Source organism: Cellulomonas sp. PS-H5, from assembly GCF_019265565.1.
In the GTDB taxonomy this organism is placed as follows: domain Bacteria; phylum Actinomycetota; class Actinomycetes; order Actinomycetales; family Cellulomonadaceae; genus Cellulomonas.
The window spans coordinates 1-23,831 of sequence record NZ_JAHVCI010000048.1 but is presented as its reverse complement, the minus strand read 5'-3'; the positions used below and the strand labels follow the sequence as shown (position 1 = coordinate 23,831).

Here is a 23,831-nt window from a genome sequence, read left to right as displayed (position 1 = left end):
ATCGGTCTAGGGGGTCGTCGCCCCGGCGAGCGCACCCGCCTCGGCGCCGCGCGGCGCCGGACCGGTGCTGCCCAGGTCCACGAGCCGGCACGGCTCCAGGACGGGGGCGGGCACCTCGCCGGTGCCGAGCAGGGCGAGCAGGGCGTCGACGCCCGCCCGCCCGAGCTGCGCGCCGGGGGCGTGCAGCGTCGTGAGCGGCGGCACCGTCTGCCCGGCGACCGCCGGGGACGAGACCACCGCGAGCACGGACAGCTCCGCGGGCACGGCCACGCGGCGGACGGCGAGCTCGGCGGCCACGCCGAACGTCGCGTCCTCGTTCATGGTGATGACCGCCGTGGGCGCCGGGGTCGCGTCGAGCAGCCCGGCCAGCGCGGCCCGGCCGCCCGCCACGGACTCCTCCGCGTACACCTGCACGGGGTCGAGGCCGCGGGCCAGCATCTCGGCGGTGTAGGCCGCCGCAGCCCGCACGGTCGGGCCGTGGCCCTCGGCCAGCCGGTGCTCCGCGTGGTTGACGAACGCGATCCGGGTGTGGCCGAGCCCCGCGAGGTGCGCGACCGCGTCGGCGAGCGTGGCGGCGAAGTCGACGTCCACGGTCGGCACCTCGGGGTCCGCCTCGTCCGCGGTCCGGCCGATCAACGTCACCGGGACGCCGGCACCGCGGAGGGCGGCGACCCGGGCGTCCCAGGCGTGCACCTCCATGACCAGCACGCCGTCGGCAAGCCCGCGGCGCGCGACGTCGAGCACGCCGTCGGCGTCGTCGGCCGCGAACGGCCAGAGCACCAGCTGGTACCCGCGCTCCTGGGCGACCGCGGCGGCGCTGAGCACGAACTCGGCGGAGGTGCGGCTGAGGCCGGAGTCGGCGACGGGGTAGGTCAGCGCGAGCACCCGGCTGCGACGGGTGGCCAGACCGCGGGCGAGGGCGTTGGGGCGGTAGCCGAGCTCGTCCATCACGGACTCGACCCGGGCGCGGGTCGCGGCGGACACGGGGCGGGCGCCGGTCAGGGTGGCCGACACCGTGGACAGCGCGACGCCGGCCCGGCGTGCCACGTCCTGCATCGTCACCATCGTCCTGCGGACCTCTCCCTCGAGTGTCTCGGCGGCACCTCGTCCGTGAGGTGTCGAAGCGCTTCGCGCGGTCGTCACTGTAGGCCCGGGATCACCCGGGCGTCCAGCCCCCCAAGTCTCGAAACGGTCACGACTCGCGTCGAATCGCTTCGATACTAGGCGACACGCCTCAGCGGACGTCAAACGGCAGGAACGCGCGACACACATAGGACGAATCGCGGCGGCAGTGCACTCCGCCTCGCCACACGCGTCGAACCGCTTGCACATTGCGAAGCGCTTCGCTCGCGCCCACCGTCGCGCCCCGTCCGGGCACCGGCACGCCCCCGCGCCCCGACCTGCGCCGAGGGGCCCCGCACCCCCACTACCCTGGGCGGATGGCGACCATCGGGGACGTGGCCCGCGCGGCGGGGGTGTCCGTGTCGACCGTCAGCTACGTGCTGAGCGGCAAGCGCACGATCTCCGGCCCCACCCGCGACCGGGTGCAGCGCGCCATCGCCGAGCTCGGGTACCGCCCGCACGCCGGCGCCCGGGCCCTGGCGTCCAGCCGCAGCAACGTGATCGCCCTGATGGTGCCGTTCCGGCCGGGGATCAACGTGCAGATCATCATGCAGTTCGTCGGCGGCGTCGTGACCACCGCGCGCGAGCACGACCACGACGTCCTCGTGCTCACCCAGGACGACGCCCAGGGCATCGACCGGGTCGCGGCGAGCTCGACGGCCGACGCCCTGATCGTGATGGACATCGAGTCCGAGGACGCCCGGCTCCCCGCGCTGCGCGCGCTGGCGCTGCCGAGCATCCTCATCGGCGTCCCCGACGACACCACCGGGCTCAGCTGCGTCGATCTCGACTTCGCCGGGGCGGGTCGGCTGGCGGTCCGCGAGCTCGCCGGGCACGGCCACCGCCGGCTCGTCCTGGTCGGGGCGTCCCAGGACCGGCTCGACCACCGCGCCAACTACGCCGTGCGCATGCGGCAGGGCGTCCTGGAGCAGGCCGCCGCGGCCGGGGTCGAGGCCGCGGTCGTGCCCGCCGAGCCGACCTTCTCCGGCGGCGCGGCCGCGCTGGACGCGGTGCTCGCGCAGCACCCGGGCACCACGGGTCTCGTCGTGCACAACGAGGCGGCCCTCGGCGGGCTGCTGGCCCGGGCGGCCGAGCGCGGCCTGCGCGTGCCGGACGACCTGTCGGTCGTGGCCGTCAGCCCGGCGGAGATGGCCGCGGGGCTGCCCGTGCCGGTGTCGCTCATCGAGGTGCCGGGCGAGCGGATCGGCCGGATCGCGGTCGAGATGGTGATGGCCCGCCTGTCCGGCGAGGACACGGCGGAGACCCGCCTGGTCTCCCCCGCCTACACCGACCACGGCAGCGTGGCGGCGCCCCGCGGCTGAGCCCTCCGGGGCGCGCCGGTGACGGCACCCTGCGACAAGAAGGCACATCGGCGTTGACAGTGCCTCCGGCACCTGCCCTAGGCTCCATTCCGGCGTCCCCCGCCGTGTGGGGGCGATCAGCCGCGCCGCAGCCACGATCCTCCCGAGGACGCACATGCGACGCACCACCAGGACGACCGTCGGCGTCATCACCGCGGCGGTGATGGCCCTGACCATCGTGGGACCCGCCCAGGCGAGCAGCACCGCCGCCCGGGACGCCCGGCAGGACGCCGAGGCAACGGCGGGCCTGCTCGCCGAGGTCACCCTGACCGAGTCCCTGCTCGCGGAGGTGGGGCTCTCGCTGCTCGACTTCGCCGACGTCGAGCAGAGGAGTCCCGAGTTCCTGGCCGAGCTCGAACGGCTGCTCGACGACTGGGAGCCCGAGCCGGACCCGGAGCCCGAGGTCGAGCCGAGCCCGACGCCCGAGCCGCAGGTCGTCACCCCGCCGATCCTGGGCCAGCACCTCCAGGACGGCCCGATCACTCCGGGAACCACGCTCGGGAGCACCCCGGTCAGCATCCCTGTCGCCGCCTCGGACACCACCAGGGAACAGCTCGCCGCCCGGTGGCTCGCCCACGCCTACACGATGGCCGAGGTCAACTCGGCCCGGGACCGCAACGCGCGCGACATCGGGTCCGAGACGGTCTACATGTACCTCTCGCACTACGTCGACCTGCCCCAGGACCCGACCCAGTACCCCGTCGACCACAACTCCAACGCGAACCGGTACGCCGCCTGGATCACCCCCGACGACCGCCGGGTGTTCGACCAGTACCTGCGCTACGACCGGCACGTCGAGATGGCGTACCAGGTCACCCAGCTCGGCGAGGCGCTGCGCGGTCTGACGGGCGTGCAGGGCGCGGCAAGACACGCGTGGCAGAACGCCCACCGGTGGGGCGGCAAGATCCTCGGCCTGACCTCCGTCGGATGGAACGCCGGAGTCGACGGCGTCTCGGGACAGGAGGCGACAGCAGTCCTCACCGACGCGTGGAACGCCACCGACGATCCCGAGGCGGCCATCCGCATGGTCGAGGAAGGGCTGAAGAGCCAGTACGGAACTGCGATCGGCACGAAGGAGATGACCGGTCTCATGCTGGCGGCGGCCGCGACAGTGGCCGGCGCGCCCGTCGGGCTCGTGGCCGCGCTCGTCACCACGTCGCTGACCGTAAGCCTCGCGGGGATGAAGGACGTCGTCGACCAGGCCATGCTGGCCGGCCTGCTCGCCACCGCCAGCAGCCGCGTCACCCTGCGCTACTTCCGTTCCATCGGGATGGACTGACGCGACGGGTGGTCGCTGCTCGCCGGGCCCGGCCCTCCCCGCTGGATCGCACGTGCGAGGAGGGCCGGGTACTGCTCGTGCTGGAGTCGGAGCGGCTGCGGAGCCTGCGCCGCGGCCGCGTGCGCCTCGGCGCCGCGCTCCTGCTGAGCAGTGTCCTGTCAATCTCGTTCGCCCAGCTCTTCCTGCCTCGCGGCCTCTCGTCCCGGACCGGCGGCGCGTCCGCTGAGTGGGCGATGTTCGCCGTCGCCGTCGCCGTCGTCCACCTCATCGCGGGCGGGCTCTTGGGCTGGTGGTCCCGTTCTCGTTCACACGTCGTCGCCGGGTTCGCTCTCGCCGTGCTGGCGGCGTCGGCCGCCTGCACGGGCGCGTGCACGCTCGTGCTGATCGCCTTGGACCCGGACGACGGCCGGCAGCGCATCGAGCGCTGGTTCGGCCCTTCGCCGCCCAGGCATCCCCCCGCGGTCGGCCATGAGACGGTGGCCGCTCTGCGCCCCGCGCTCGTCGTGCTGCTGCTCGTCGTCCTGCCGCTTCTCCTGACAGGGATCGGCGCCGTGCTGACCCGCCGGGATCGCCTGCGACTCGAGCGACTCGAGGACGACGTCCGCCTGGCGGGGGGCGACCCGGCGCGCCCATCGGGCTCCGGGAAGTCCAGCGCCGAGAACGCCGATCTCGCCCGGTGGGCGGCCGAGGCCCGCGCGCACGCGAACCGGGGGCCCCGGACACGGCTGGGAAGGGCGGTGGCGCGCGTCCGTACCCGAGTCCTCGTCGTGCTCGTCGCGCTCGTGACCCTGGCCGTCCACGTCCTCGCCATGCCGCGGGCGGCCGGGTTCCGGCCGGCAGACCTCGGCGGCACCGTCTACCTGCTGACGGCCGGGTTCACCGCGCTGGCCGCCTTCCTCATCCTGCACGGCTGGGCACGCACTCGGTCGGCGTCCCGCCGGGGTCTCGTCGGCGCGCTGCTCGGCGCGGCGACGATCGGGGCCGCCGGGTGGTGGCTCACGTCGTCTGTCATCGCGGGCGTCCACCTGCGGCCCGACGGGCTCGGCTACCTCGCCGACCCCGAGCTCGTGGCGGAGCTCGACTCGCTCTACGCCGCCCCGGCGCTGGTGGTGCACAGGTCGTGGCAGCAGTCCGTGCTCCTGGCCCTGCCGTACCTGGTGCCCGTGGTGCTGGCCGCGTGGAGCGCGCGGCGCGACCGCCGGAACTGGGAGGCCCTGCGGCGGCGCGAGGACGAGACCCTCTCGGGCGCTGCGCCGGGCACGGTCGCCGGGGCGGGGGCGGCTCGGCGGGCTCACGCCCAGCCTGCCGCCGACCCGTGGGAGGACGGCCGCTGACGGCGGGTCCCGGTCCCCCACCCACTCCCCTGGGCGAGGACGGACGACCCTCTCCTCCTCCCCCCGCGGCGCCGCGTCAGGCCGTGACCAGCCGCCCCGCGCGGTACACGGCGACCGGTGCCAGGTCCTCGTCCGTCACGACCACGTCCGCCCGCCGCCCGACCGCCAGCGCGCCCAGGTCCGGCCGGCCCAGGACCTCCGCGGGCGTCGTCGCCGCGGAGCGCACCGCCGCCACCAGCCCGATCCCGGAACCGACCACGGTCCGCACCACGTCCAGCAGGTGCGCCGTCCCGCCGGCGATCGCGCCGGCCGAGCCGTCGTCGCCGAGGATCCGCGCCACCCCGCCGCCCACCCGGACCGCCATCGGCCCGAGCCGGTAGTCGCCGTCCGCCATGCCCGCCGCGGCCATCGCGTCGGTCACCAGCGCGATCGAGCCGGGCCCGACCAGGTCGAAGACGGCCCGCACCGTGCCGTCCGCCAGGTGGGTGCCGTCCGCGACCAGCTCGACCACGAGGTCCCCGCGCGCGGCGGCGGCCAGGCAGGCGGCGATCGGGCCGGGGTCCCGGTGGTGCAGCGGGCGCATGCCGTTGAACAGGTGCGTGGCGGTGGGCCGCGGCGACCGTCCGGGCGCCCCGACCCGGCCCGTCAGCAGCGCGCGCGCCCGGTGCACCGCGACGTCCACCTGCTCCGACGCGGCGTCCGTGTGCCCGATCGACGGCACGACGCCCCCGCGCACCAGCGCGGCCAGCACGTCCGCGCCGTCGCCGGCCCCGGCGGCGCCCGTGCCGTCCGCCACCCCCGGCACCTCCGGCGCCACGGTCATCGTCACCAGGTGCCCCCGCGCGGCGGCCACCAGGTCCGCGACCAGCCCGGGGTCCCCCGCCAGCATGTCCGCCGGGTTCTGCGCCCCGCACCGGTCGACCGACAGGAACGGCCCCTCCGCGTGGACGCCGACCAGGTCGCCGGACTCCACCAGGTCCGCGAGCAGCGCCGCGCGCGCCAGCAGCACGTCCCGGGGCGCGGTGACCAGCGAGGCGACCAGGCTCGTCGTGCCGTGCCGCAGGTGCTCGCGGACGGCGACCAGGGCCTCGTCGCGGGTGGTCGCGTCCGGGAAGCTCGACCCGCCGCCGCCGTGGTCGTGCAGGTCGACGAGCCCGGGGAGCAGGGTCGTCCCGGGTGCCGGCGCGGGCGGGACCTCGTCGGCCCAGCGCCCGGGCACCTGCGCGGCGGGCCCGACCCACGCGATGCGGCCCCCGGCGAGCACGACGGCCCCGTCGGGCAGGACCTCGGAGGGCGTCACCACCTCCCCGCGCAGGACGACGTCGGCAGGGGCGGTGTCGGCGGTGGTCACGGCCCCATCATGGCGCACGCCTCGCACCCCGCGGGGCCCCCGGGGTCAGAACAGCCGGGAGTCCACGTCGTCGACGCCGCGCATCGCGTCGTAGTCCAGCACCAGGCACGCGATCCCGCGGTCCGTGGCCAGGACCCGCGCCTGCGGCTTGATCTCCTGCGCCGCGAACACGCCCCGCACGGGCGCGAGCAGCGGGTCGCGGTTCAGCAGCTCCAGGTACCGGGTCAGCTGCTCGACGCCGTCGATGTCGCCGCGTCGCTTGATCTCGACCGCCACCGTGGCGCCGGCCGCGTCCTTCGCGAGGATGTCGACCGGGCCGACCGCGGTCGGGAACTCGCGGCGCACCAGCGTGTGACCCGCGCCGAGCACGTCGATCTGCGCGGCCATCAGCTCCTGCAGGTGCGCCTCGACGCCGTCCTTGATCAGCCCCGGGTCGACGCCCAGGTCGTGGTCGGAGTCGTGCAGCACCTCGTGCACCTCGATGACCAGCCGGTCGTCGCTCTTGGTGTGCTGCACGGTCCACACCTGGGCGACGCCGCGCTCGAGCGCCTCGCCCGCGGCGTCCTCGGTGCGCAGCGTGCACGGCGGGCTCATCCAGTTCAGCGGCTTGTACGAGCCGCCGTCGGAGTGCAGCAGCACCGAGCCGTCCGCCTTGACCACGACCAGCCGGGTCGCGAGGGGCAGGTGGGCGTTGAGCCGGCCGCTGTACCGGGCCGAGCAGCGCGCGACGAGCAGGCGCATGGGAGTCCTTACGACGGTCAGATCACGTGGTGCGGCACCGGCGGGGCGGCCTCGAGCCAGGACGTCAGCCCGGCGTACGCCTCGGGCGTCATGAGGAGCTCGACCTCCTCGGCGCCGGCGGGGCCGGGCACCCGGCAGCGGACCAGGTACGGACCGCCGGCCACCGCGGCGTCCACCGCGGTGCGCTCCAGCACCTCCATCCCGCCGCGCGGCCAGACCTGGCCAGGGCGCGGGGCGAGCGAGCGCAGCCGCCACCAGTACAGGTGCCGGGCGCCGTAGTGCGCGATGCCGCGGGACCAGCGGGAGCCGACCCGCAGCGAGCAGCGGAACGACCCCACCCGCCGGGTGAGGCTGCTCCACCGGGACAGGCCGAGGCCCACGACCACCAGCGCGGCCACGACGAGCAGCAGCGCGAGGAACGCGATCTGGTGCCCGGTCACGGCCTGCCCGCCGACGTCAGCGGCCGGACGTGCCGGAGGCCACCGCCTCGGCCGCGTCGACGACGACGGTCACCTGGTCGCCGTCGACGGAGAGGAAGCCCCCCTCGACGGTCCACCGGTGGACGGACCCGCCGGCCTCGATCACCCGGACCTCTCCGCGCCGGAGCACGGAGAGGACCGGGGTGTGCCCGGCCAGGATGCCGATCTCGCCGTCCGAGGCGGGCGCGCTCACCTGACGCGCGTCGCCGGACCAGATGGTGCCGTCGGTGTCGACGAGGTCGACCTCGAGCTGGGCCATGGGACGAGAACCTCCTGGAAGGGGGTGGATCGAGGGTGGTGCGGGTGGAGCGGCGGGCGTCTGCGTCAGACGCCGTACTCCTTCTGGATGCGGGCCCAGTTGCGCTCGAGGTCCTCGAGGCCGCCGATGTTGAAGAAGGCCTGCTCGGCGATGTGGTCGAACTCGCCGTCGGCGATCTTCGCGAACGCCTCGACGGTCTCGGACACCGGGACCGTGGAGCCCACGACGCCGGTGAACTTCTCCGCCATGTAGGTGTTCTGCGAGAGGAACTGCTGGATGCGGCGGGCGCGCGCGACGACCGTCTTGTCCTCCTCCGACAGCTCGTCGACACCGAGGATCGCGATGATGTCCTGGAGCTCCTTGTTGCGCTGCAGGATCGACTTCACTCGGGTGGCGACGTCGTAGTGCTCCTGGCCCACGTACCGCGGGTCGAGGATGCGGGACGTCGACGCCAGCGGGTCCACCGCCGGGTACAGACCGCGGGACGCGATCTCGCGGGAGAGCTCCGTCGTCGCGTCGAGGTGCGCGAACGTCGTGGCCGGGGCCGGGTCGGTGTAGTCGTCGGCCGGCACGTAGATCGCCTGCAGCGAGGTGATCGAGTGGCCGCGGGTCGAGGTGATGCGCTCCTGCAGGAGGCCCATCTCGTCCGCGAGGTTCGGCTGGTAGCCCACCGCGGACGGCATGCGGCCGAGCAGCGTGGAGACCTCGGAGCCGGCCTGGGTGAACCGGAAGATGTTGTCGATGAAGAGCAGCACGTCCTGCTTGGCGACGTCGCGGAAGTACTCCGCCATCGTCAGGGCCGACAGGGCGACGCGCAGACGCGTGCCCGGCGGCTCGTCCATCTGGCCGAAGACGAGGGCGGTCTTGTCGAAGACGCCCGCCTCCTCCATCTCGACGATGAGGTCGTTGCCCTCACGGGTGCGCTCGCCGACGCCGGCGAACACCGACACACCGCCATGGTCCTGCGCGACGCGCTGGATCATCTCCTGGATGAGGACGGTCTTGCCGACGCCCGCGCCGCCGAACAGGCCGATCTTGCCGCCCTGGACGTACGGGGTGAGCAGGTCGATGACCTTGATGCCGGTCTCGAACATCTGCGTCTTCGACTCGAGCTGGTCGAAGGCCGGGGCCTTGCGGTGGATCGGCCAGCGCTCGGTGATCTCGAGCTTCTCGCCCTCGCCGAGGTTGAGCACCTCACCGGTCACGTTGAACACGTGGCCCTTGGTGACGTCGCCGACGGGCACCGAGATCGGCGCGCCGGTGTCGGTGACCTGGGCGCCGCGCACGAGGCCGTCGGTCGGCTTGAGCGCGATGGCCCGCACGAGCGAGTCGCCGAGGTGCTGCGCGACCTCGAGCGTCATCGTGAACCCGCCGGACTCCTCGCCCTCGCCCTGCGAGGACAGGTCGATGTGGACGGTCAGCGCGTTGTAGATGTCCGGGATCTGGTCCGCGGGGAACTCGATGTCCACGACGGGCCCGATCACACGGGCGACGCGGCCCACGCCGGGCGTGGCCGTGGTGTCCTTCGCGTCGACGGTGGTCGCGGTCATGTCTGCCTGCCTTCGGTCGTCCGCCGGTGTCCGGCGGGCTGGTTCGGGTCGTGCGGTCGGGCGGTTCAGGAGGCGAGCGCGTCGGCGCCCGACACGATCTCGCTGATCTCCTGGGTGATCTCGGCCTGGCGGGCCTGGTTCGCCAGCCGCGTGTACGTGCGGATGAGGTCCTCGGCGTTCTCCGTCGCGGTGTGCATCGCGCGCTGCCGCGCCGCGAGCTCGGACGCCGCCGCCTGCAGCAGGCAGGCGAAGATCCGGGTGCGCACGTACCGCGGGAGCAGCGCGTCCAGCACCTCGGCCGCGTCGGGCTCGAAGTCGTACAGCGGGAGCGCCTCGTGCTCGCCGGCGGGGGCGACGCCCTCGACGACCTCGAGCGGCAGCATCCGGATGACCTGCGGGCGCTGGCTCACCATGTTGACGAACTGCGTCGACACGATGTGCAGCTCCCCCACGCCGCCGTCGGCCGGGTCGGCGTCGAAGGCCGCGAGCAGCGTGCTCGCGATCTCCTCGGCCAGCTCGGACGTCGGGGCGTCGGACTGCCCGGTCCACACCGCCGCCAGCTCACGCTGCCGGAACCGGTAGTAGGACTCGGCGCGGCGGCCGCTGATGTACAGCGCGACCTCCTTGCCCTCGCCCTCGAGCCGCTCGACCAGCCGCTCGGTCTCGCGGATGACGGACGCCGAGTAGGCGCCCGCCATGCCGCGGTCCGACGCGATGAGCAGCACGGCGACGCGGTTCGTGTCGTCGCGCTCCGCCAGCAGCGGGTGCGAGACGTCCGAGTGCGTCGCGACCGCCGAGACGGCCCGGGTGATCGCCCGGGCGTACGGCGACGCCGCCGCCATCCGGTCGCGGGCGCGCCCGATCCTGGACGCCGCGATCAGCTCCTGCGCGCGGAACATCTTCTTCAGCGACTGGGTCGACCTGATCCGCTGCCGGTAGACCCGCTGCTGTCCGGCCACGCGTCAGGCCTTCTTCTGCCGGACGATCTGCTCCTGCTCGACCGGCGTCTCGTCCTCGGGCTGCTCGGCGCCGACCAGCGGCGTGCCGTCGCCCTTGAGGAAGCCGTGGCGGAACTCGTCGACGGCGGAGGCGAGCTTGGCCTCCAGGTCGTCGCCGAGCTTGCCCGTGCTCGCGATCGTGCTGAGCACGTCCGTGTTGCGGCGCAGGTGGTCCAGCAGCTCGGACTCGAACCGGCGGACGTCCTCGACCGGGACGTCGTCCAGCTTGCCCTTGGTGCCGGCCCAGATCGACGCCACCTGCTCCTCGACCGGGAACGGCGAGTACTGGGGCTGCTTGAGCAGCTCCATCAGGCGGGCGCCACGGGTCAGCTGCGCGCGGGACGCGGCGTCCAGGTCGGACGCGAACATCGCGAACGCCTCGAGCGACCGGTACTGCGCCAGGTCGAGCTTCAGCGTGCCCGAGACCTGCTTCATCGCCTTGACCTGCGCGGCACCACCGACGCGGGACACCGAGATGCCGACGTCGACGGCGGGGCGCTGGTCCGCGTTGAACAGGTCGGACTGCAGGAAGATCTGGCCGTCCGTGATGGAGATGACGTTGGTCGGGATGTACGCCGAGACGTCGTTGGCCTTGGTCTCGATGAACGGCAGGCCGGTCATCGAGCCGCCACCGAGCTCGTCGGACAGCTTCGCGCAACGCTCCAGCAGGCGGGAGTGCAGGTAGAACACGTCGCCCGGGTACGCCTCGCGGCCCGGCGGGCGGCGCAGCAGCAGGGACACGGCGCGGTACGCCTCGGCCTGCTTCGACAGGTCGTCGAACACGATGAGGACGTGCTTGCCGCCGTACATCCAGTGCTGGCCGATGGCCGAGCCGGTGTAGGGCGCCAGGTACTTGAAGCCGGCCGGGTCGGACGCCGGGGCCGCGACGATCGTCGTGTACTCCAGGGCGCCGGCCTCCTCCAGGGCGCCGCGGACGGCGGCGATGGTGGAGCCCTTCTGGCCGATGGCGACGTAGATGCAGCGGACCTGCTGCTCCGGGTCGCCGGTCTCCCAGTTGGCCTTCTGGTTGAGGATCGTGTCGATCGCGATGGCCGTCTTGCCGGTCTGGCGGTCGCCGATGACGAGCTGCCGCTGGCCGCGGCCGATCGGGATCATCGAGTCGATCGCCTTGATGCCGGTCTGCAGCGGCTCGTGCACCGACTTGCGGGCCATGACGCCCGGGGCCTGGAGCTCGAGCGCGCGGCGGCCCTCGGAGACGATCTCGCCCAGGCCGTCGATCGGCTGACCCAGCGGGTCGACCACGCGGCCGAGGAAGGCGTCGCCGACCGGGACGGACAGGACCTCGCCCGTGCGGCGGACCTCCTGACCCTCCTCGATGCCGGTGAACTCGCCGAGGACGATGACGCCGATCTCGCGGACGTCGAGGTTGAGCGCGAGGCCCAGCGTGCCGTCCTCGAAGCGGAGCAGCTCGTTGGCCATCGCGCCCGGCAGGCCCTCGACCCGGGCGATCCCGTCGCCGGCCAGGGTGACCCGCCCGACCTCCTCGGCGGCGGCGCCGGTGGGCTCGTACGTCGTGACGAAGCTGTCCAGCGCGGCGCGGATGTCCTCCGGCCGGATCTGCAGCTCGCTCATGGCATCTCTCCTGTCGTGCAGCACGCCCGCGGCGTGCGCTCCCACGTGGGTGGTCGGGTCGGGCCGTCAGGCCCGGTCAGCTGGCAAGTCGTCGGCGTGCGTCCGCCAGCCGTGCGAGCACGGTCGCGTCGATCACCTCGGGGCCGACCTGCACGCGCAGGCCGCCCAGGACGTGCGGGTCCACCAGGACCTGCACCTGGATCTCGCGCCCGTAGGCGCGGCCGAGGATCTCCGCGAGCCGGGCCCGCTGGGCGGGACCCAGGTCGGCCGCGGTCGTGACCGTGGCGACCGTGCGGCTCCGGCGCTCGGCGATCAGGTCGCCGAGGTGCCCGAGGGTCGCGACGTACCGGCGGCCGCGCGGCGCCACGGCCGCCCGGCGCGCGAGCACGCGGGTCGCCGTCGCACCGGTCCCGGCCGTCAGCCGGTCGACGAGCTCGCCGCGCGCCTGGGCGTGCAGCGTGTCGTCGTACAGCCGGCGGCGCACCTCGCGCTGACCGGCGAGCGCCCGGCCGAGCCGGAACAGCTCCTCCTGGACCTGCTCGATCGTGCCGTCCGCCTCGGCCGACGCGAGCACGGCCGAGAAGGCCAGCTGCTCGGCGGCGTCGGCGAGGTCGCCCTCCTCGGACCACCGCGCCCGCACCAGCCCCTGCGCGGCCTCGGCCACACGGGGGTCGGCGCCGGCCAGCAGCCGGGTCGCGAGCGCGGCCTTGGCCTCGCCCGCGGCCGACGGGTCGGTGAGGGTGCGCCGCAGCGAGCCGGACGAGTCCAGCGCGTCGACCAGCGCGAACAGCTGCTCTCCGAGCAGCAGCCCCTCGGCGCCGGCCGACCGCAGCACCGGCTCGAACCGGCCCTCCGCGGCGGCCAGCGACGCCCGGCTCGTCCCTCGCATCAGTTCCCCTTACCCGCGGTGGCGGTGGTCTGCGCGTCCAGCTCGTCCAGGAACCGCTCGACGACGCGCGAGCGACGCGCCTCGTCCGCGAGCGACTCGCCGACGATCTTCGACGCGAGCTCGGTGGCGAGCGAGCCGACGTCCGCACGGAGCGACACGGCGGCCTGCTGGCGCTCGGCCTCGATCTGGCGCTGGGCCGTCTCGGCGATCCGCGCCTGCTCGGCGGTGGCCTTCTCGCGCGCCTCGGCGACGATCTGGCCGGCCTCGGAGCGCGCCTCCTCGCGGATGCGCGCCGCCTCGGCACGGGCGTCCTGGAGCTGCTGCTCGTACTCCGCCTTCGCGGCGGCAGCCTCCTCCTGGGCGCTGGCGGCCTTCGCGAGCCCGCCCTCGATCTTCTCGGTCCGCTCGTCGAGCACCGCCTGGAACTTCGGCAGCACGAGCTTGTAGAAGACGACGCCGATCACGATCAGGACGACCGACGACCACAGGATGTCGTAGCCCGCGGGGATGAGCAGGCGCCAGCCCTCGACCTCTTCGGTCTCCGCGGCCAGGATGCTCGCCGCGGGGAGCGCGGCGGTGATCACGAGAAGAGGAAGCCGGTGATCAGGCCGAGGAGGCCGAGGACCTCGACGAAGCCGATGCCGATGAACATGGTGGTCCGGAGCTGGCCGGCGACCTCGGGCTGGCGCGCCATGCCCTCGACGGTCTTGCCGATCAGGATGCCGAGGCCGATGCCCGGGCCGAGAACCGCGAGGCCGTAGCCCACGGTCGCGATGTTGCCCGAGATGGCGTTCTCGGCCGCAAGGATGACGCTGGGGTCCGCGAGAAGAGACACGCTGTGCTCGTTCCTTCCGTTTGGCCGCCGACCGGTCGGCCGGCGGTCGTCTGGTGACGAGGGCCCGTCGAGGCCCCCGTGGGGGTGGTGCTGGTCAGATCAGGTCAGTGCTCGTCCTCGATGGACTGGCTCAGGTACACGGCCGTCAGGACGACGAAGATGTAGGCCTGCAGCGCGGCGACGAACACCTCGAACAGGGTGATCGCGAAGCCGCCCGCGAGGGTGAGCGCGCCGAAGGGCTTCAGGCCGCCGCTCGCCTCGAACAGCAGGAACTGGGTGGCCGAGAAGCAGAGCACCAGCATGAGGTGCCCGGCGACCATGTTGGCCATGAGCCGGATCGCCAGCGTGACGGGCCGCAGGACGAACACCTGCAGGAACTCCACCGGCGCCAGCAGGATGTACAGCGGCCACGGCACGCCCGGGGGGAACAGGCTGGTCTTGAGGAACCCGCCCACGCCGTGCGCCTTGACGCCGGCGCCCAGGTACATCACGTAGACCCAGAGGGCCAGCATGACCGGCAGGCCGATCAGCGAGGTGCCCGCGATGTTGAGGAACGGGATCACGCCCGTGATGTTGAAGGCGAAGATCGCGAAGAAGATCGTCGTCAGGAGCGCGACGTACTTCGGTGCCTTCTCCTTGCCGAGGATGTCCTGGGCGACGTTGATCCGGACGAAGTCGAGCAGCATCTCGGCCATGTTCTGGCCGCGGCGCGGCACCAGGCGGGCCCGGCGCGCGGCGATGACCATGATGGTCAGCAGCACCGCGACGGCGACGAAGCGCACGACCTGGATGCGGTTGATCTCGAAGATCGTGCCCTCGAACCAGATGGCGGGAGGGAAGAACTCGGCGATCGACGGCTTGTGGAACCCGGACTCGCCTTCGGCAGCGAGCGGCAGGATCGTCGCAAGGCTGGACAGAGCAGTCTCCTGTAGGTCGAAGGCTCGCGGCGTCGGGTGCCTCGAGGTGCGGGTCACCGCGCCGGGACCCGGCCGTCGTGGGTGGTTCGGCTGGAAGCCTAGCCTACGGAACGGCCGGACCCGTCCGGCTCGTCCCCATTCGGGACCTTGGGCCTAGCACCTGTAGGGGACACGTAAGGCACCCTGCCCCGCGACACCGCCCGGTAGTCGAGCAGCGCGGACCCGATGACGGCCACCGCGACCACCACGGCCAGCACGTACCGGTCGTAGAAGTCCATGCCGCGCAGCACCGCGAGCACCACGATCACGACCACGAGCTTGCCCAGCCAGGTGCCCATGATGACCGCCATCATCCGGCCCGGGGCGGCGGTGTCGGTCTTGAGCATCGACAGCGTCGTGGTCCCCGAGAACACCAGCGCGATGGCGGCGCCGATCAGCGCGCCCCACACCCCGGGCAGGCCGGCGACGAGCCAGCCCACGGCCACGCCGACGACGGTGACGCCGGCGACCAGCCAGATCATGTCGTGCAGCGCGCGGCGGAACACGGCGGCCACCTCGGGGCTGTCCCCCGGGCGGGGGGTCGGCTCGGCGGTGGGGTCGGTCATCGGTCCGTCCTCGGGTCGGCGTCGTGCAGGGCGTCGGTCAGGCGGGTCAGGGGGTGCGCCGCGGCGGCGGGCGCGGGGCCGGCGGCGACCGCGGGACCGGCGGCGGGGGCCGCGTGCCAGGCCCGGCGGTGCGCGTCGGCGGCGTGCCGGGCGGGGGCCGGGGCGGGCGCGCCGGCGGCGCGGTGCTCGGGGGCGTTCTGCGGCGCCGGTGCGGGCTCGGGCCCGGTCGGCGGGCGCACCCCGGGACCGCCGCCGGGCGTACCGCCGCCCGCGGTGCTGCGGCCGCGCAGCGGGCCGAGGGTCAGCGCCAGTGCGGCGAGCACGCCGACACCCAGCCCGACGAGGACCGCGGTGGTGGAGAACCACACGAGCGCCGTCGCCGCGCCGGTGAACACGAACGTCCACACGTACAGGATGATCACCGCGCGCCGGTGCGAGTGGCCGAGCGCCAGCATCCGGTGGTGCAGGTGCATCCGGTCCGGGTGGAACGGCGACCTGCCCGAGCCCACCCGGCGGATCACCGCGAGGCCCATGTCGAGCAGCGGCAGCAGCAGCACGGCCAGCGGGAGCAGGATCGGCAGGAACGCGGGGAACGACTGCCGCGTGGAGGCGATGGCCGGGTCGATCTGCCCGGTCACCTGGATGCCGGCCGCGGCGATCACGAGGCCGATGAGCATCGACCCCGAGTCGCCCATGAAGATCCGCGCCGGGTTGAAGTTGTGCGGCAGGAAGCCCACGCACGCCCCGACGAGCAGCGCCACGACGAGCGTCGCGAGGTTGGAGTAGTCGCCCGGGCTGGCGTCGCGGGTGAGCTGGTAGGAGTACAGGAAGAACCCGGCGCCGCCGATGGCGATCAGCCCGGCCGCGAGCCCGTCCAGCCCGTCGACGAAGTTCACGGCGTTCATCGCGACGACGACCACCAGCACGGTCAGGCCGAGCCAGATCCGGTCGGAGCCCAGCACCACGCCGTCGATCGGCAGCTGGTAGAGCTGCACCCCCATCGACGCCATGACGAACGCCGCGAGCACCTGGCCCACCAGCTTCGTCATCCAGTCCAGGTCCCAGATGTCGTCGGCCACCCCGAGGGCGCACACGATGGTGGCCGCCGCGGCGATGCCGATCACCGGCTCGGGCCGGTCGAAGACGTCGGCGAGGAACGGCAGCTGGCTGGCCATCACCAGGCCGACCATGATCCCGGCCCACATCGCCAGGCCGCCGAGCCGCGGCGTCGGGATGGAGTGCACGTCCCTGCTCCGGACGGCCGTGATCGCGCCCCAGCGGAGCGCGCACCACCGCGCCAGCGGCGTCAGCACGTAGGTCGCCGCCGCGGCGATCAGCAGGAGCAGGAGGTACGCCCTCACCGGCCGGCGTCACCCGCCACGACGGGGGCGACCTCGCGGAGGCGCTCCAGGGAGATGGCGCCCTGCCGGACGACGCGGAGCTCGTCGCCGGTGGCGTCCACGATCGTCGAGGCGACCTGCCCCGGGGTGCGGCCGCCGTCCAGGTACGTCTGGACCCGGTCGCCGAGCTGCTCGTAGGCCTCGCCGACCTCGAGGGCCGACGGCTGGCCGGTGCGGTTCGCGCTCGACACCGCCATCGGGCCCGTGCGGCCGAGCAGCGCCAGCGCGACGGGGTGGTCCGGCACGCGCAGCGCGACGGTGCCGTGGGTCTCCCCCAGGTCCCAGGCCAGCGACGGCTGCGCGACCAGGATGATGGTCAGGCCGCCCGGCCAGAACGCCTCGGCGAGGTCCCGGGCCGCGGCCGGCACGCCCATCGCCAGGCCGTCCATCGTGCGCGCGTCCGGCATCAGCACCGGCGGCGGCATCTGGCGGCCGCGGCCCTTCGCGGCCAGCAGGGCGTTCACCGCCGGCGGCGTGAAGGCGTCCGCGCCGATCCCGTAGACGGTGTCCGTCGGCAGCACGACGAGCCCGCCGCGCGACACGGTGTGCACGGCGGCGTCGAGGGCCGGCCCCCAGGTCGCGGGGTCGGTGGCGTCCAGCACGGCGTCGGCAGTCACGGCTGCGAGTCTCCCACGACCGGCTGGGCGTGGGGACGCGGCTCGCCCGCGGGGGCCGCCGGGGCCTCGGAGGCGGGCGCGGCGGCCCGCCGGCGGGCGACCAGCATCCGGGGCCGGCCGGTCAGGTCGGCGCGCGACTCCACGCCCTCGAACGCGCCGGTCGCCTCCGCGGCGGCGCGGGCCGCGGCGTCCTGCACCTCCGCGTGCTCCATCACCAGCAGACCGCCGGGCACCAGCAGCCGGGCGGCGGCGGCGAGCACCGCGCGCGGGACCTCCAGGCCGTCGGCCCCGCCGCCGTACAGCGCGAGGTCGGGGTCGTGGTCGCGGACCTCGGGGTCGACCGGCACGGCGTCCGGCGGGATGTACGGCGGGTTCGACACGACGACGTCGACCGTGCCGTCCAGGTCGGCGAGCAGCGCGGGGTCCCGCACGTCGCCGAGCTCGACGCGGACGTCACCCGCGGCGACCCGCTCGCCGTTGTGCCGCGTCAGCGCCACGGCGGCCGGGGACGCGTCGACCGCGGCGACCCGCGCCTCCGGCACCTCGGTCGCCAGCGACAGCGCGATGCCGCCGGCGCCGCAGCACAGGTCGACGACGACCGGGGTCCGTCCCTCGGTGGCGATCCGCGCGGCCTCGTCGATCCCGACCTGCGCGACGGTCTCCGTCTCGGGCCGCGGCACGAACACCCCGGGCTCCACGCGCAGGGTCAGGTAGCGGAACACGGTCGAGCCGACGATGTGCTGCAGCGGCTCGCGGCGCCGGCGGCGGTCGACCAGGCCGGCGAACTCCTCGGTGAACCCCTCGGGCACGGGCGGCGCCAGCACCAGGTCGAGGCGCGGCAGGCCGAGCGCGTGCGCGGCGAGCGCGGTCGCGTCGTGCCGGGGCGACCCGACCCCCGCCTCGGCGAGCACGCGGGCGGCGGCCTCCACGAGGGCGCGCAGGGTGGGGGCGCCGGGGGCCTGCGCGGGTGCGCCGGGCGCGCCCGCGCCGGTCACCGCTCCCCCGCGGCGGCGAGCCGGGCGGCCTCGTCGGCGTCGACCGCCGACTGCACGACCGGCTGCAGGTCGCCGTCGAGCACCGCGTCGAGGTTGTACGCCTTGTACCCGGTGCGGTGGTCGGCGATCCGGTTCTCCGGGAAGTTGTACGTGCGGATCCGCTCCGAGCGGTCCACCGTGCGCACCTGCGACCGGCGGGCCTCGCTCGCCGCCGCGGCGGCCTCCTCCTGGCGCGCCGCCAGCAGCCGGGCGCGCAGCACGCGCATGGCCTGCTCGCGGTTCTGCAGCTGCGACTTCTCGTTCTGCATCGACACCACGATCCCGGTCGGCAGGTGGGTGATCCGCACCGCCGAGTCCGTCGTGTTCACCGACTGGCCGCCGGGGCCGGACGACCGGTACACGTCGATCCGCAGGTCGTTCGGGTCGATCTCGACCTCGCCCTCGTCCTCCACCTCGGGGAACACGAGCACGCCCGCGGCCGAGGTGTGGATCCGGCCCTGCGACTCGGTGACCGGCACGCGCTGCACCCGGTGCACGCCGCCCTCGTACTTGAGGCTCGCCCAGACGCCGTCGGCCGGGTCGGTGACGGCGCCGCGCGCCTTGATCGCGACCTGCACGTCCTTGTAGCCACCGAGGTCCGACTCGGTGGACTCGAGCGTCTCGGCCTTCCAGCCCCGGCGCTCGGCGTACCGCAGGTACATCCGCAGCAGGTCGCCGGCGAACAGCGCGGACTCCTCGCCGCCCTCGCCGGCCTTGATCTCCAGGATGACGTCGCGGGCGTCGTCGGGGTCGCGCGGGACCAGCACCCGGCGCAGCTTCTCCGCCGCGTGCTCCTCGGCCTCGGCCAGGGACGGCAGCTCGGCGGCGAACGCCTCGTCCTCCTGCGCCAGCTCGCGCGCGTCCGCCAGGTCCTCCGCCGCCGTCCGCCACGCGCCGTGCGCCTGCGCGACCCGGCCGAGCTCGGCGTACCGCCGGCCGAGGGTGCGGGCCAGCGCCTGGTCGGCGTGCACCGCCGGGTCGGCGAGCTGCTGCTCGATCCGCGCGTGCTCGTCGAGCAGCGGGCGGGCGGCCGCGAACGGGTCGGTCATCGCGGGGGTCTCCTGGGGGCGGGGCGCGGCGGCGCCGGGGCGTCGCCGGTCGCACGGCGGACCCGGGGGCGGCGGACCCGGCCCCGGACATGCGAAGACGCCGGTGCCCGGCGGTCCTCGGGGGACCGCCGCGCACCGGCGTCAGGACGGCTAGTTCGCCGGGCGCTTGCCGTAGCGCGCCTCGAACCGGGCCACGCGGCCACCGGTGTCGAGGATCTTCTGCTTGCCCGTGTAGAACGGGTGGCAGGCGCTGCAGACGTCGGCGCGGATCTCGCCGGAGGTCTCGGTGGAGCGCGTGGTGAACGTGTTGCCACAGGTGCAGGTCACCTGGGTCACCACGTACTCGGGGTGGATGTCAGTCTTCACAGGTGTTCTCCTCGGGTTGGGCCTCCGGGTCGTGCGCGCGAGCCGCGCACGTGAACCGCAGACCGACGGGACAGTCTGCCAGAACAGCGGGCGGGTCGGAAATCTTCCCGCCGGTCGCGATCGGGGCGGGGCCGTCCTAGCGTCGAGGGCGATGAGCACCCGACGCGCCCCGCTGACCCTGTCCGCCCTGGCCACCACCGCCCTGCTGCTGTCCGCGTGCAGCGCCGGGTCCGGCGACGACGCCGCGTCGAGCGCCCCACCGCCCGCGTCCTCCCCCGCGACGCCCGCGCCGTCGCCGACCGGCACGCTGCAGCCGAGCGCGCCCGCCGCGGAGGGCTGCACCGGGACCGGCGGCCTCGCGCCGGCCACCGCCGCGACCGTCGACACGATCGACCTGGACGGCGACGGCGTGCCCGACCAGCTGTGGATCGCCGACGACGGCGGCACCCGCACGGTCGGCGTCTCCACCGCCGCCGGCGCCACGCTGACCCACCCCATCGACCTCGCCGGCCCCGCGGGCGCCACCGCGTTCGCCCTGCGACCCGACCCGGCCGAGCCGGCCATGGTGCTCGTCTCCGACAACCGCGTCGCCGACCTGCTGGTGGTGCAGGACTGCGCGCTGGTCGCCGCCACCGACACCCGCGGCGAGCCGTGGCGGTTCGACCAGGGCTTCGCCGGCCAGGGCACCGGCGTCGGCTGCGTCGACCTGGACGGCGACGGCACCCTCGACCTCGTCGGGCTGAACCTGGTGGACGACACCGTCACCCGCACCCTGATCCACGTCGACGGGACGACCGCGTCGGCCGGGACCTCCGACGAGGTGGCCGCCGGCACCGACGCCGCGCGCGAGACCGCCCGGGCGATCACCTGCGGCGACCGCACGCTCAGCGCCGACGGGGTGCACGAGCCGGCCTGAGCCGCGCCCCTACGATGGGGACCGTGCTCCGTATCGGCCTGGTGATCGACGACGGCCTCGACAAGCCGGACGGGGTGCAGCAGATCGTGCTGACGCTCGGCCGTCGGCTCGCCGAGCTCGGCCACGAGGTGCACTACGTCACCTCGACCACCGAGCGCACCGACCTGCCGAACCTGCACGTGCTCGGACGCACCGTGTCCGTGCGGTTCAACGGCAACCGGCTGCGCAGCCCGCTGCCCGCGCGGCGCGCCGACGTCCGCCGGCTGCTCGCCGAGATCCCGTTCGACGTCCTGCACGTGACCATGCCGTACAGCCCGATGCTCGCCGGGCGCGTCGTGTCGGCGGCGTCGCCGCGCACCGCCGTCGTCGGGCAGTTCGTCATCTACCCGCAGGACCGGCTGACCCGGTGGGGCATCCGGGCGCTCGGGCTCGCGGAGCGCCGGCGGCTGCGGCGGTTCGACGCGATCACCGCGCTGTCCGAGGCCGCGCGGGAGTCCGTGCGGGAGGCGTACGGGCGGGACGTGCCGATCATCGGGGGGCCGGTGGAGCTGGGCGGCCCGGCGGCGGACGCCCCGTCCGGCGCCGACGACGGCCCCGTCCGCATCGTGTTCCTCGGCCGGCTGGTCGAGCGCAAGGGCCCGCGCGAGCTGCTCGCCGCCGTCGCCGCCATGCCGGCGACGCGCCCGTGGACGCTCACGCTCGCCGGCCGCGGCCCGCTGCTCGACGAGCTGCGCGACCGCGCCCGCGCCGCCGGCATCGCCGACCGGGTCGACTTCCCGGGCTTCGTCGCCGAGGAGGACAAGGCGGCCCTGCTCGCCGGCGCCGACGTCGTCGCCCTGCCGTCGACCGGCGGCGAGAGCTTCGGCATGTCCGTCGTCGAGGCGCTCGCGGACGCGGGCGGCGTGGTCCTGGCCGGCGACAACCCGGGCTACCGCACGCCGATGGCGGGCCTGGAGGACCAGCTCGTCGACCCCCGGGACACCGCGGCGTTCGCGCGCACGCTGGCCCGCTGGGTCGACGACCCGGCCGCGCGGACGGCGGCGCGCGCCCCGCAGCGCGCCGCGGCGCAGCGGTTCGAGGCCGGCGAGATCACGGCGCAGACCCTGGCCTGGTACGAGCAGGCGATCGCGACCCGCCGCGCGAACGCCCGCGCCGCGGGCACCCGCCCCGCGCGCTGACCCGCGCGGTCGCCCTGCGCCGCGCGCTCTCTCGCCCCGCGCGCCCTCACCCCTCGCGCGCCGGCTCGCCCCGCGCGCTCTTCCGCCGAGTCTCCGCTTCTCGCCTGCGTCCGGCCGTCCCGGCGAAGGCGAAGAGTGGAGACTCGGCGCTGGGGGGATGCACGACGGGGCGGCACCCCGGAGGGTGCCGCCCCGTCGTGGGTGCGTGCGTCAGACGATCGCGCGCTGCTGGCTCTCGTCGTGGTGGCCGTGGCCGTTCTGCGCCGGGGTCGTCTTCTGGACCTGGAGCAGGAACTCGACGTTGCTCTTGGTGTCGCGGAGCTTGCCGAGCAGCAGCTCGATCGCCTGCTGCTGGTCCAGCGCGCCCATGACGCGGCGGAGCTTCCAGATGATCTTGAGCTCGTCCGGGGCGATGAGGATCTCCTCGCGGCGGGTGCCGGACGCGTTGACGTCCACCGCCGGGAAGATCCGCTTGTCCGCGAGCGACCGGGAGAGCCGGAGCTCCATGTTCCCGGTGCCCTTGAACTCCTCGAAGATGACCTCGTCCATCTTGGACCCGGTCTCGACCAGCGCCGAGGCGAGGATCGTGAGCGAGCCGCCGTGCTCGATGTTCCGCGCGGCGCCGAAGAACCGCTTCGGCGGGTAGAGCGCCGAGGCGTCCACACCACCGGAGAGGATGCGCCCGGAGGCCGGGGCCGCCAGGTTGTACGCGCGGGACAGGCGGGTCAGCGAGTCGAGCAGCACCACGACGTCCTGGCCGAGCTCGACGAGCCGCTTGGCGCGCTCGATCGCCAGCTCGGCGACCATCGTGTGGTCCGACGCGGGGCGGTCGAAGGTCGAGGCGATGACCTCGCCCTTCACGGTCCGCTCCATGTCCGTGACCTCCTCGGGGCGCTCGTCGACGAGCACGACCATGAGGTGGACCTCGGGGTTGTTCGCGGTGATCGCGTTGGCGATCTGCTGCATGATGATCGTCTTGCCGGCCTTGGGCGGCGCGACGATGAGGCCGCGCTGGCCCTTGCCGATCGGGGCGACGATGTCGATGACCCGCGGCGTCAGGTGGTTGGTCTCGTTCTCGAGGCGCAGCCGGTCCTGCGGGTACAGCGGCGTCAGCTTGGTGAACTCGGGGCGGGTGCGCGCCTGCTCGGGCGCCATCCCGTTGACCGTGTCCAGGCGGACGAGCGCGTTGGCCTTGTTCGGCCGGCCCGCACCGCCCTGGCCCTGCTGCTCGCCCTCGCGGGGCGCGCGCACGGCGCCGGTGATGGCGTCGCCGCGGCGGAGGCCGGCCTTGCGGACCTGCGCGAGCGGCAGGTACACGTCGTTCGGGCCGGGCAGGTAGCCGCTGGTGCGCACGAACGCGTACGACTCCAGCACGTCGAGGATGCCGGCCACCGGGACGAGCACGTCGTCCTCGGCGATCTCCACCTCCTCGTACGGGAGGTCGCCGACGCCGCCGCGCTGGCCACGGCCGCGCTTGCGGCCGTCGCGGTCGCGGTACCGGTCGCGCGAGCGCCGGCGGCGACCGCCGCGCTCGTCGTCGTCCTGGCCGCCGTCCTGGGCCTGCTGCTCGCCCGGGTGCTGCGCCGCCTGGCGCTGCGGGTCCTGCTGCTGGCGCTGGCGCTGGCCCTCGGGCTGCTCGCGGCGGTCGCCGCGCTCGGCCCGGTCGCCGCGCTCCCCGCGGTCGCCCGCGGAGGTCGGGCCCTCGGGCAGCGTCACGTCGACGGTCGGCGCACCGGCGCCGCGGCCCGCGCGGCGGGACCGGCGCTCGCCGGTGACGGTGCCGACGGCGTCGGCCGCGCGCGCGGCGCGGTCGTCGGACTGCTGGCGGGAGTCGAGCGAGCGCTCGACGGCCTCGAGGCCGGCGAGCACGTCGACGGTGCGGCCGCGGGCCTCGGTCGGCTCGGCGGCCGGGGCGGCGGTGTCGGCCGCGGCGGACTCGGCCCGCGCCGGGCGGCGGC

At 74.6% G+C, this 23,831-nt stretch carries 24 protein-coding genes; 5 read left to right on the top strand and 19 right to left on the bottom strand.

Annotation, left to right across the window (positions count from 1 at the left end; genetic code table 11):
- Nucleotides 1-6: 6 nt before the first annotated feature.
- Complete coding sequence (locus J5O08_RS16080) at nt 7-1,056, bottom strand: LacI family DNA-binding transcriptional regulator (RefSeq protein ID WP_218707910.1); 1,050 nt, start codon at nt 1,054-1,056, stop codon at nt 7-9.
- 383 nt (nt 1,057-1,439) lie between these two features.
- On the opposite strand from J5O08_RS16080, the gene J5O08_RS16075 reads away from it, so the two are divergent.
- The 3 genes from J5O08_RS16075 to J5O08_RS16065 all read left to right on the top strand — a co-directional run bounded on the left by J5O08_RS16075 (nt 1,440) and on the right by J5O08_RS16065 (nt 5,096).
- Complete coding sequence (locus tag J5O08_RS16075) at nt 1,440-2,444, top strand: LacI family DNA-binding transcriptional regulator (protein ID WP_218707909.1); 1,005 nt, start codon at nt 1,440-1,442, stop codon at nt 2,442-2,444.
- A 154-nt stretch (nt 2,445-2,598) separates the two neighbouring features.
- Nucleotides 2,599-3,762 carry a hypothetical protein gene (locus tag J5O08_RS16070; protein ID WP_218707908.1) on the top strand — a complete coding sequence of 388 codons (1,164 nt, stop codon included), beginning with the start codon at nt 2,599-2,601 and terminating at the stop codon, nt 3,760-3,762.
- Between the two features lie 77 nt (nt 3,763-3,839).
- Nucleotides 3,840-5,096: a hypothetical protein gene (locus tag J5O08_RS16065; protein WP_218707907.1), complete on the top strand. Its 1,257-nt coding sequence runs from the start codon at nt 3,840-3,842 to the stop codon at nt 5,094-5,096.
- A gap of 76 nt (nt 5,097-5,172) precedes the next feature.
- On the opposite strand, the gene J5O08_RS16060 is transcribed toward J5O08_RS16065, so the two are convergent.
- The 17 genes from J5O08_RS16060 to rpmE form a co-directional block, all read right to left on the bottom strand.
- On the bottom strand, nt 5,173-6,447 hold the full coding sequence (locus J5O08_RS16060) for an N-acetylglucosamine-6-phosphate deacetylase (protein ID WP_218707906.1): 1,275 nt from the start codon (nt 6,445-6,447) through the stop codon (nt 5,173-5,175).
- A 45-nt stretch (nt 6,448-6,492) separates the two neighbouring features.
- Nucleotides 6,493-7,188: an endonuclease NucS gene (nucS, locus tag J5O08_RS16055; protein WP_218707905.1), complete on the bottom strand. Its 696-nt coding sequence runs from the start codon at nt 7,186-7,188 to the stop codon at nt 6,493-6,495.
- A gap of 17 nt (nt 7,189-7,205) precedes the next feature.
- Nucleotides 7,206-7,628, bottom strand: coding sequence for a DUF2550 domain-containing protein (locus J5O08_RS16050; RefSeq protein WP_218707904.1), 423 nt, complete (start codon nt 7,626-7,628; stop codon nt 7,206-7,208).
- Nucleotides 7,629-7,644: 16 nt separating this feature from the next.
- The gene (locus tag J5O08_RS16045; protein WP_158375591.1) at nt 7,645-7,926 is read right to left on the bottom strand and encodes a F0F1 ATP synthase subunit epsilon; all 282 of its coding nucleotides are present in this window, start codon (nt 7,924-7,926) and stop codon (nt 7,645-7,647) included.
- A gap of 65 nt (nt 7,927-7,991) precedes the next feature.
- Entirely contained in the window at nt 7,992-9,476 is a 1,485-nt protein-coding gene (gene atpD, locus J5O08_RS16040) for a F0F1 ATP synthase subunit beta (protein WP_166939050.1), read from the bottom strand.
- 65 nt (nt 9,477-9,541) lie between these two features.
- Complete coding sequence (locus tag J5O08_RS16035; RefSeq protein ID WP_217616891.1) at nt 9,542-10,435, bottom strand: F0F1 ATP synthase subunit gamma; 894 nt, start codon at nt 10,433-10,435, stop codon at nt 9,542-9,544.
- A gap of 3 nt (nt 10,436-10,438) precedes the next feature.
- Nucleotides 10,439-12,067, bottom strand: coding sequence for a F0F1 ATP synthase subunit alpha (gene atpA, locus J5O08_RS16030; protein ID WP_217616890.1), 1,629 nt, complete (start codon nt 12,065-12,067; stop codon nt 10,439-10,441).
- Between the two features lie 76 nt (nt 12,068-12,143).
- On the bottom strand, nt 12,144-12,956 hold the full coding sequence (locus J5O08_RS16025) for a F0F1 ATP synthase subunit delta (protein ID WP_218707902.1): 813 nt from the start codon (nt 12,954-12,956) through the stop codon (nt 12,144-12,146).
- Nucleotides 12,956-13,540: a F0F1 ATP synthase subunit B gene (locus tag J5O08_RS16020; RefSeq protein ID WP_371300433.1), complete on the bottom strand. Its 585-nt coding sequence runs from the start codon at nt 13,538-13,540 to the stop codon at nt 12,956-12,958. The genes J5O08_RS16025 and J5O08_RS16020 overlap by 1 nt, the downstream gene beginning before the upstream one ends.
- Nucleotides 13,537-13,791, bottom strand: coding sequence for an ATP synthase F0 subunit C (atpE, locus tag J5O08_RS16015; RefSeq protein WP_276509384.1), 255 nt, complete (start codon nt 13,789-13,791; stop codon nt 13,537-13,539). The genes J5O08_RS16020 and atpE overlap by 4 nt, the downstream gene beginning before the upstream one ends.
- 104 nt (nt 13,792-13,895) lie before the next feature.
- On the bottom strand, nt 13,896-14,765 hold the full coding sequence (gene atpB / locus J5O08_RS16010; protein ID WP_374225985.1) for a F0F1 ATP synthase subunit A: 870 nt from the start codon (nt 14,763-14,765) through the stop codon (nt 13,896-13,898).
- Between the two features lie 41 nt (nt 14,766-14,806).
- Entirely contained in the window at nt 14,807-15,313 is a 507-nt protein-coding gene (locus J5O08_RS16005; RefSeq protein ID WP_254631206.1) for a hypothetical protein, read from the bottom strand.
- Entirely contained in the window at nt 15,310-16,674 is a 1,365-nt protein-coding gene (locus J5O08_RS16000; protein ID WP_218707900.1) for an MraY family glycosyltransferase, read from the bottom strand. Before J5O08_RS16000 ends, J5O08_RS16005 begins: the two co-directional genes overlap by 4 nt.
- Entirely contained in the window at nt 16,671-17,330 is a 660-nt protein-coding gene (locus J5O08_RS15995) for an L-threonylcarbamoyladenylate synthase (RefSeq protein ID WP_246855008.1), read from the bottom strand. Before J5O08_RS15995 ends, J5O08_RS16000 begins: the two co-directional genes overlap by 4 nt.
- Nucleotides 17,327-18,325, bottom strand: a complete 999-nt coding sequence (prmC, locus tag J5O08_RS15990; RefSeq protein ID WP_308281663.1) for a peptide chain release factor N(5)-glutamine methyltransferase — start codon at nt 18,323-18,325, stop codon at nt 17,327-17,329. The genes J5O08_RS15995 and prmC overlap by 4 nt, the downstream gene beginning before the upstream one ends.
- The gene (gene prfA, locus J5O08_RS15985) at nt 18,322-19,413 is read right to left on the bottom strand and encodes a peptide chain release factor 1 (RefSeq protein ID WP_147795950.1); all 1,092 of its coding nucleotides are present in this window, start codon (nt 19,411-19,413) and stop codon (nt 18,322-18,324) included. Before prfA ends, prmC begins: the two co-directional genes overlap by 4 nt.
- A gap of 150 nt (nt 19,414-19,563) precedes the next feature.
- On the bottom strand, nt 19,564-19,779 hold the full coding sequence (gene rpmE / locus J5O08_RS15980; RefSeq protein ID WP_147795949.1) for a 50S ribosomal protein L31: 216 nt from the start codon (nt 19,777-19,779) through the stop codon (nt 19,564-19,566).
- A 151-nt stretch (nt 19,780-19,930) separates the two neighbouring features.
- Here rpmE and J5O08_RS15975 point away from each other — a divergent pair, with 151 nt between their 5' ends.
- Nucleotides 19,931-20,695 (top strand): hypothetical protein, encoded by a 765-nt coding sequence (locus J5O08_RS15975; RefSeq protein WP_218707898.1) that lies wholly within the window; start codon nt 19,931-19,933, stop codon nt 20,693-20,695.
- A 14-nt stretch (nt 20,696-20,709) separates the two neighbouring features.
- The gene (locus tag J5O08_RS15970; protein ID WP_218707897.1) at nt 20,710-21,873 is read left to right on the top strand and encodes a glycosyltransferase family 4 protein; all 1,164 of its coding nucleotides are present in this window, start codon (nt 20,710-20,712) and stop codon (nt 21,871-21,873) included.
- A gap of 210 nt (nt 21,874-22,083) precedes the next feature.
- Here J5O08_RS15970 and rho read toward each other — a convergent pair.
- The coding region (gene rho, locus J5O08_RS15965; protein ID WP_218707896.1) for a transcription termination factor Rho at nt 22,084-23,831 on the bottom strand (1,748 nt) is incomplete at its 5' end.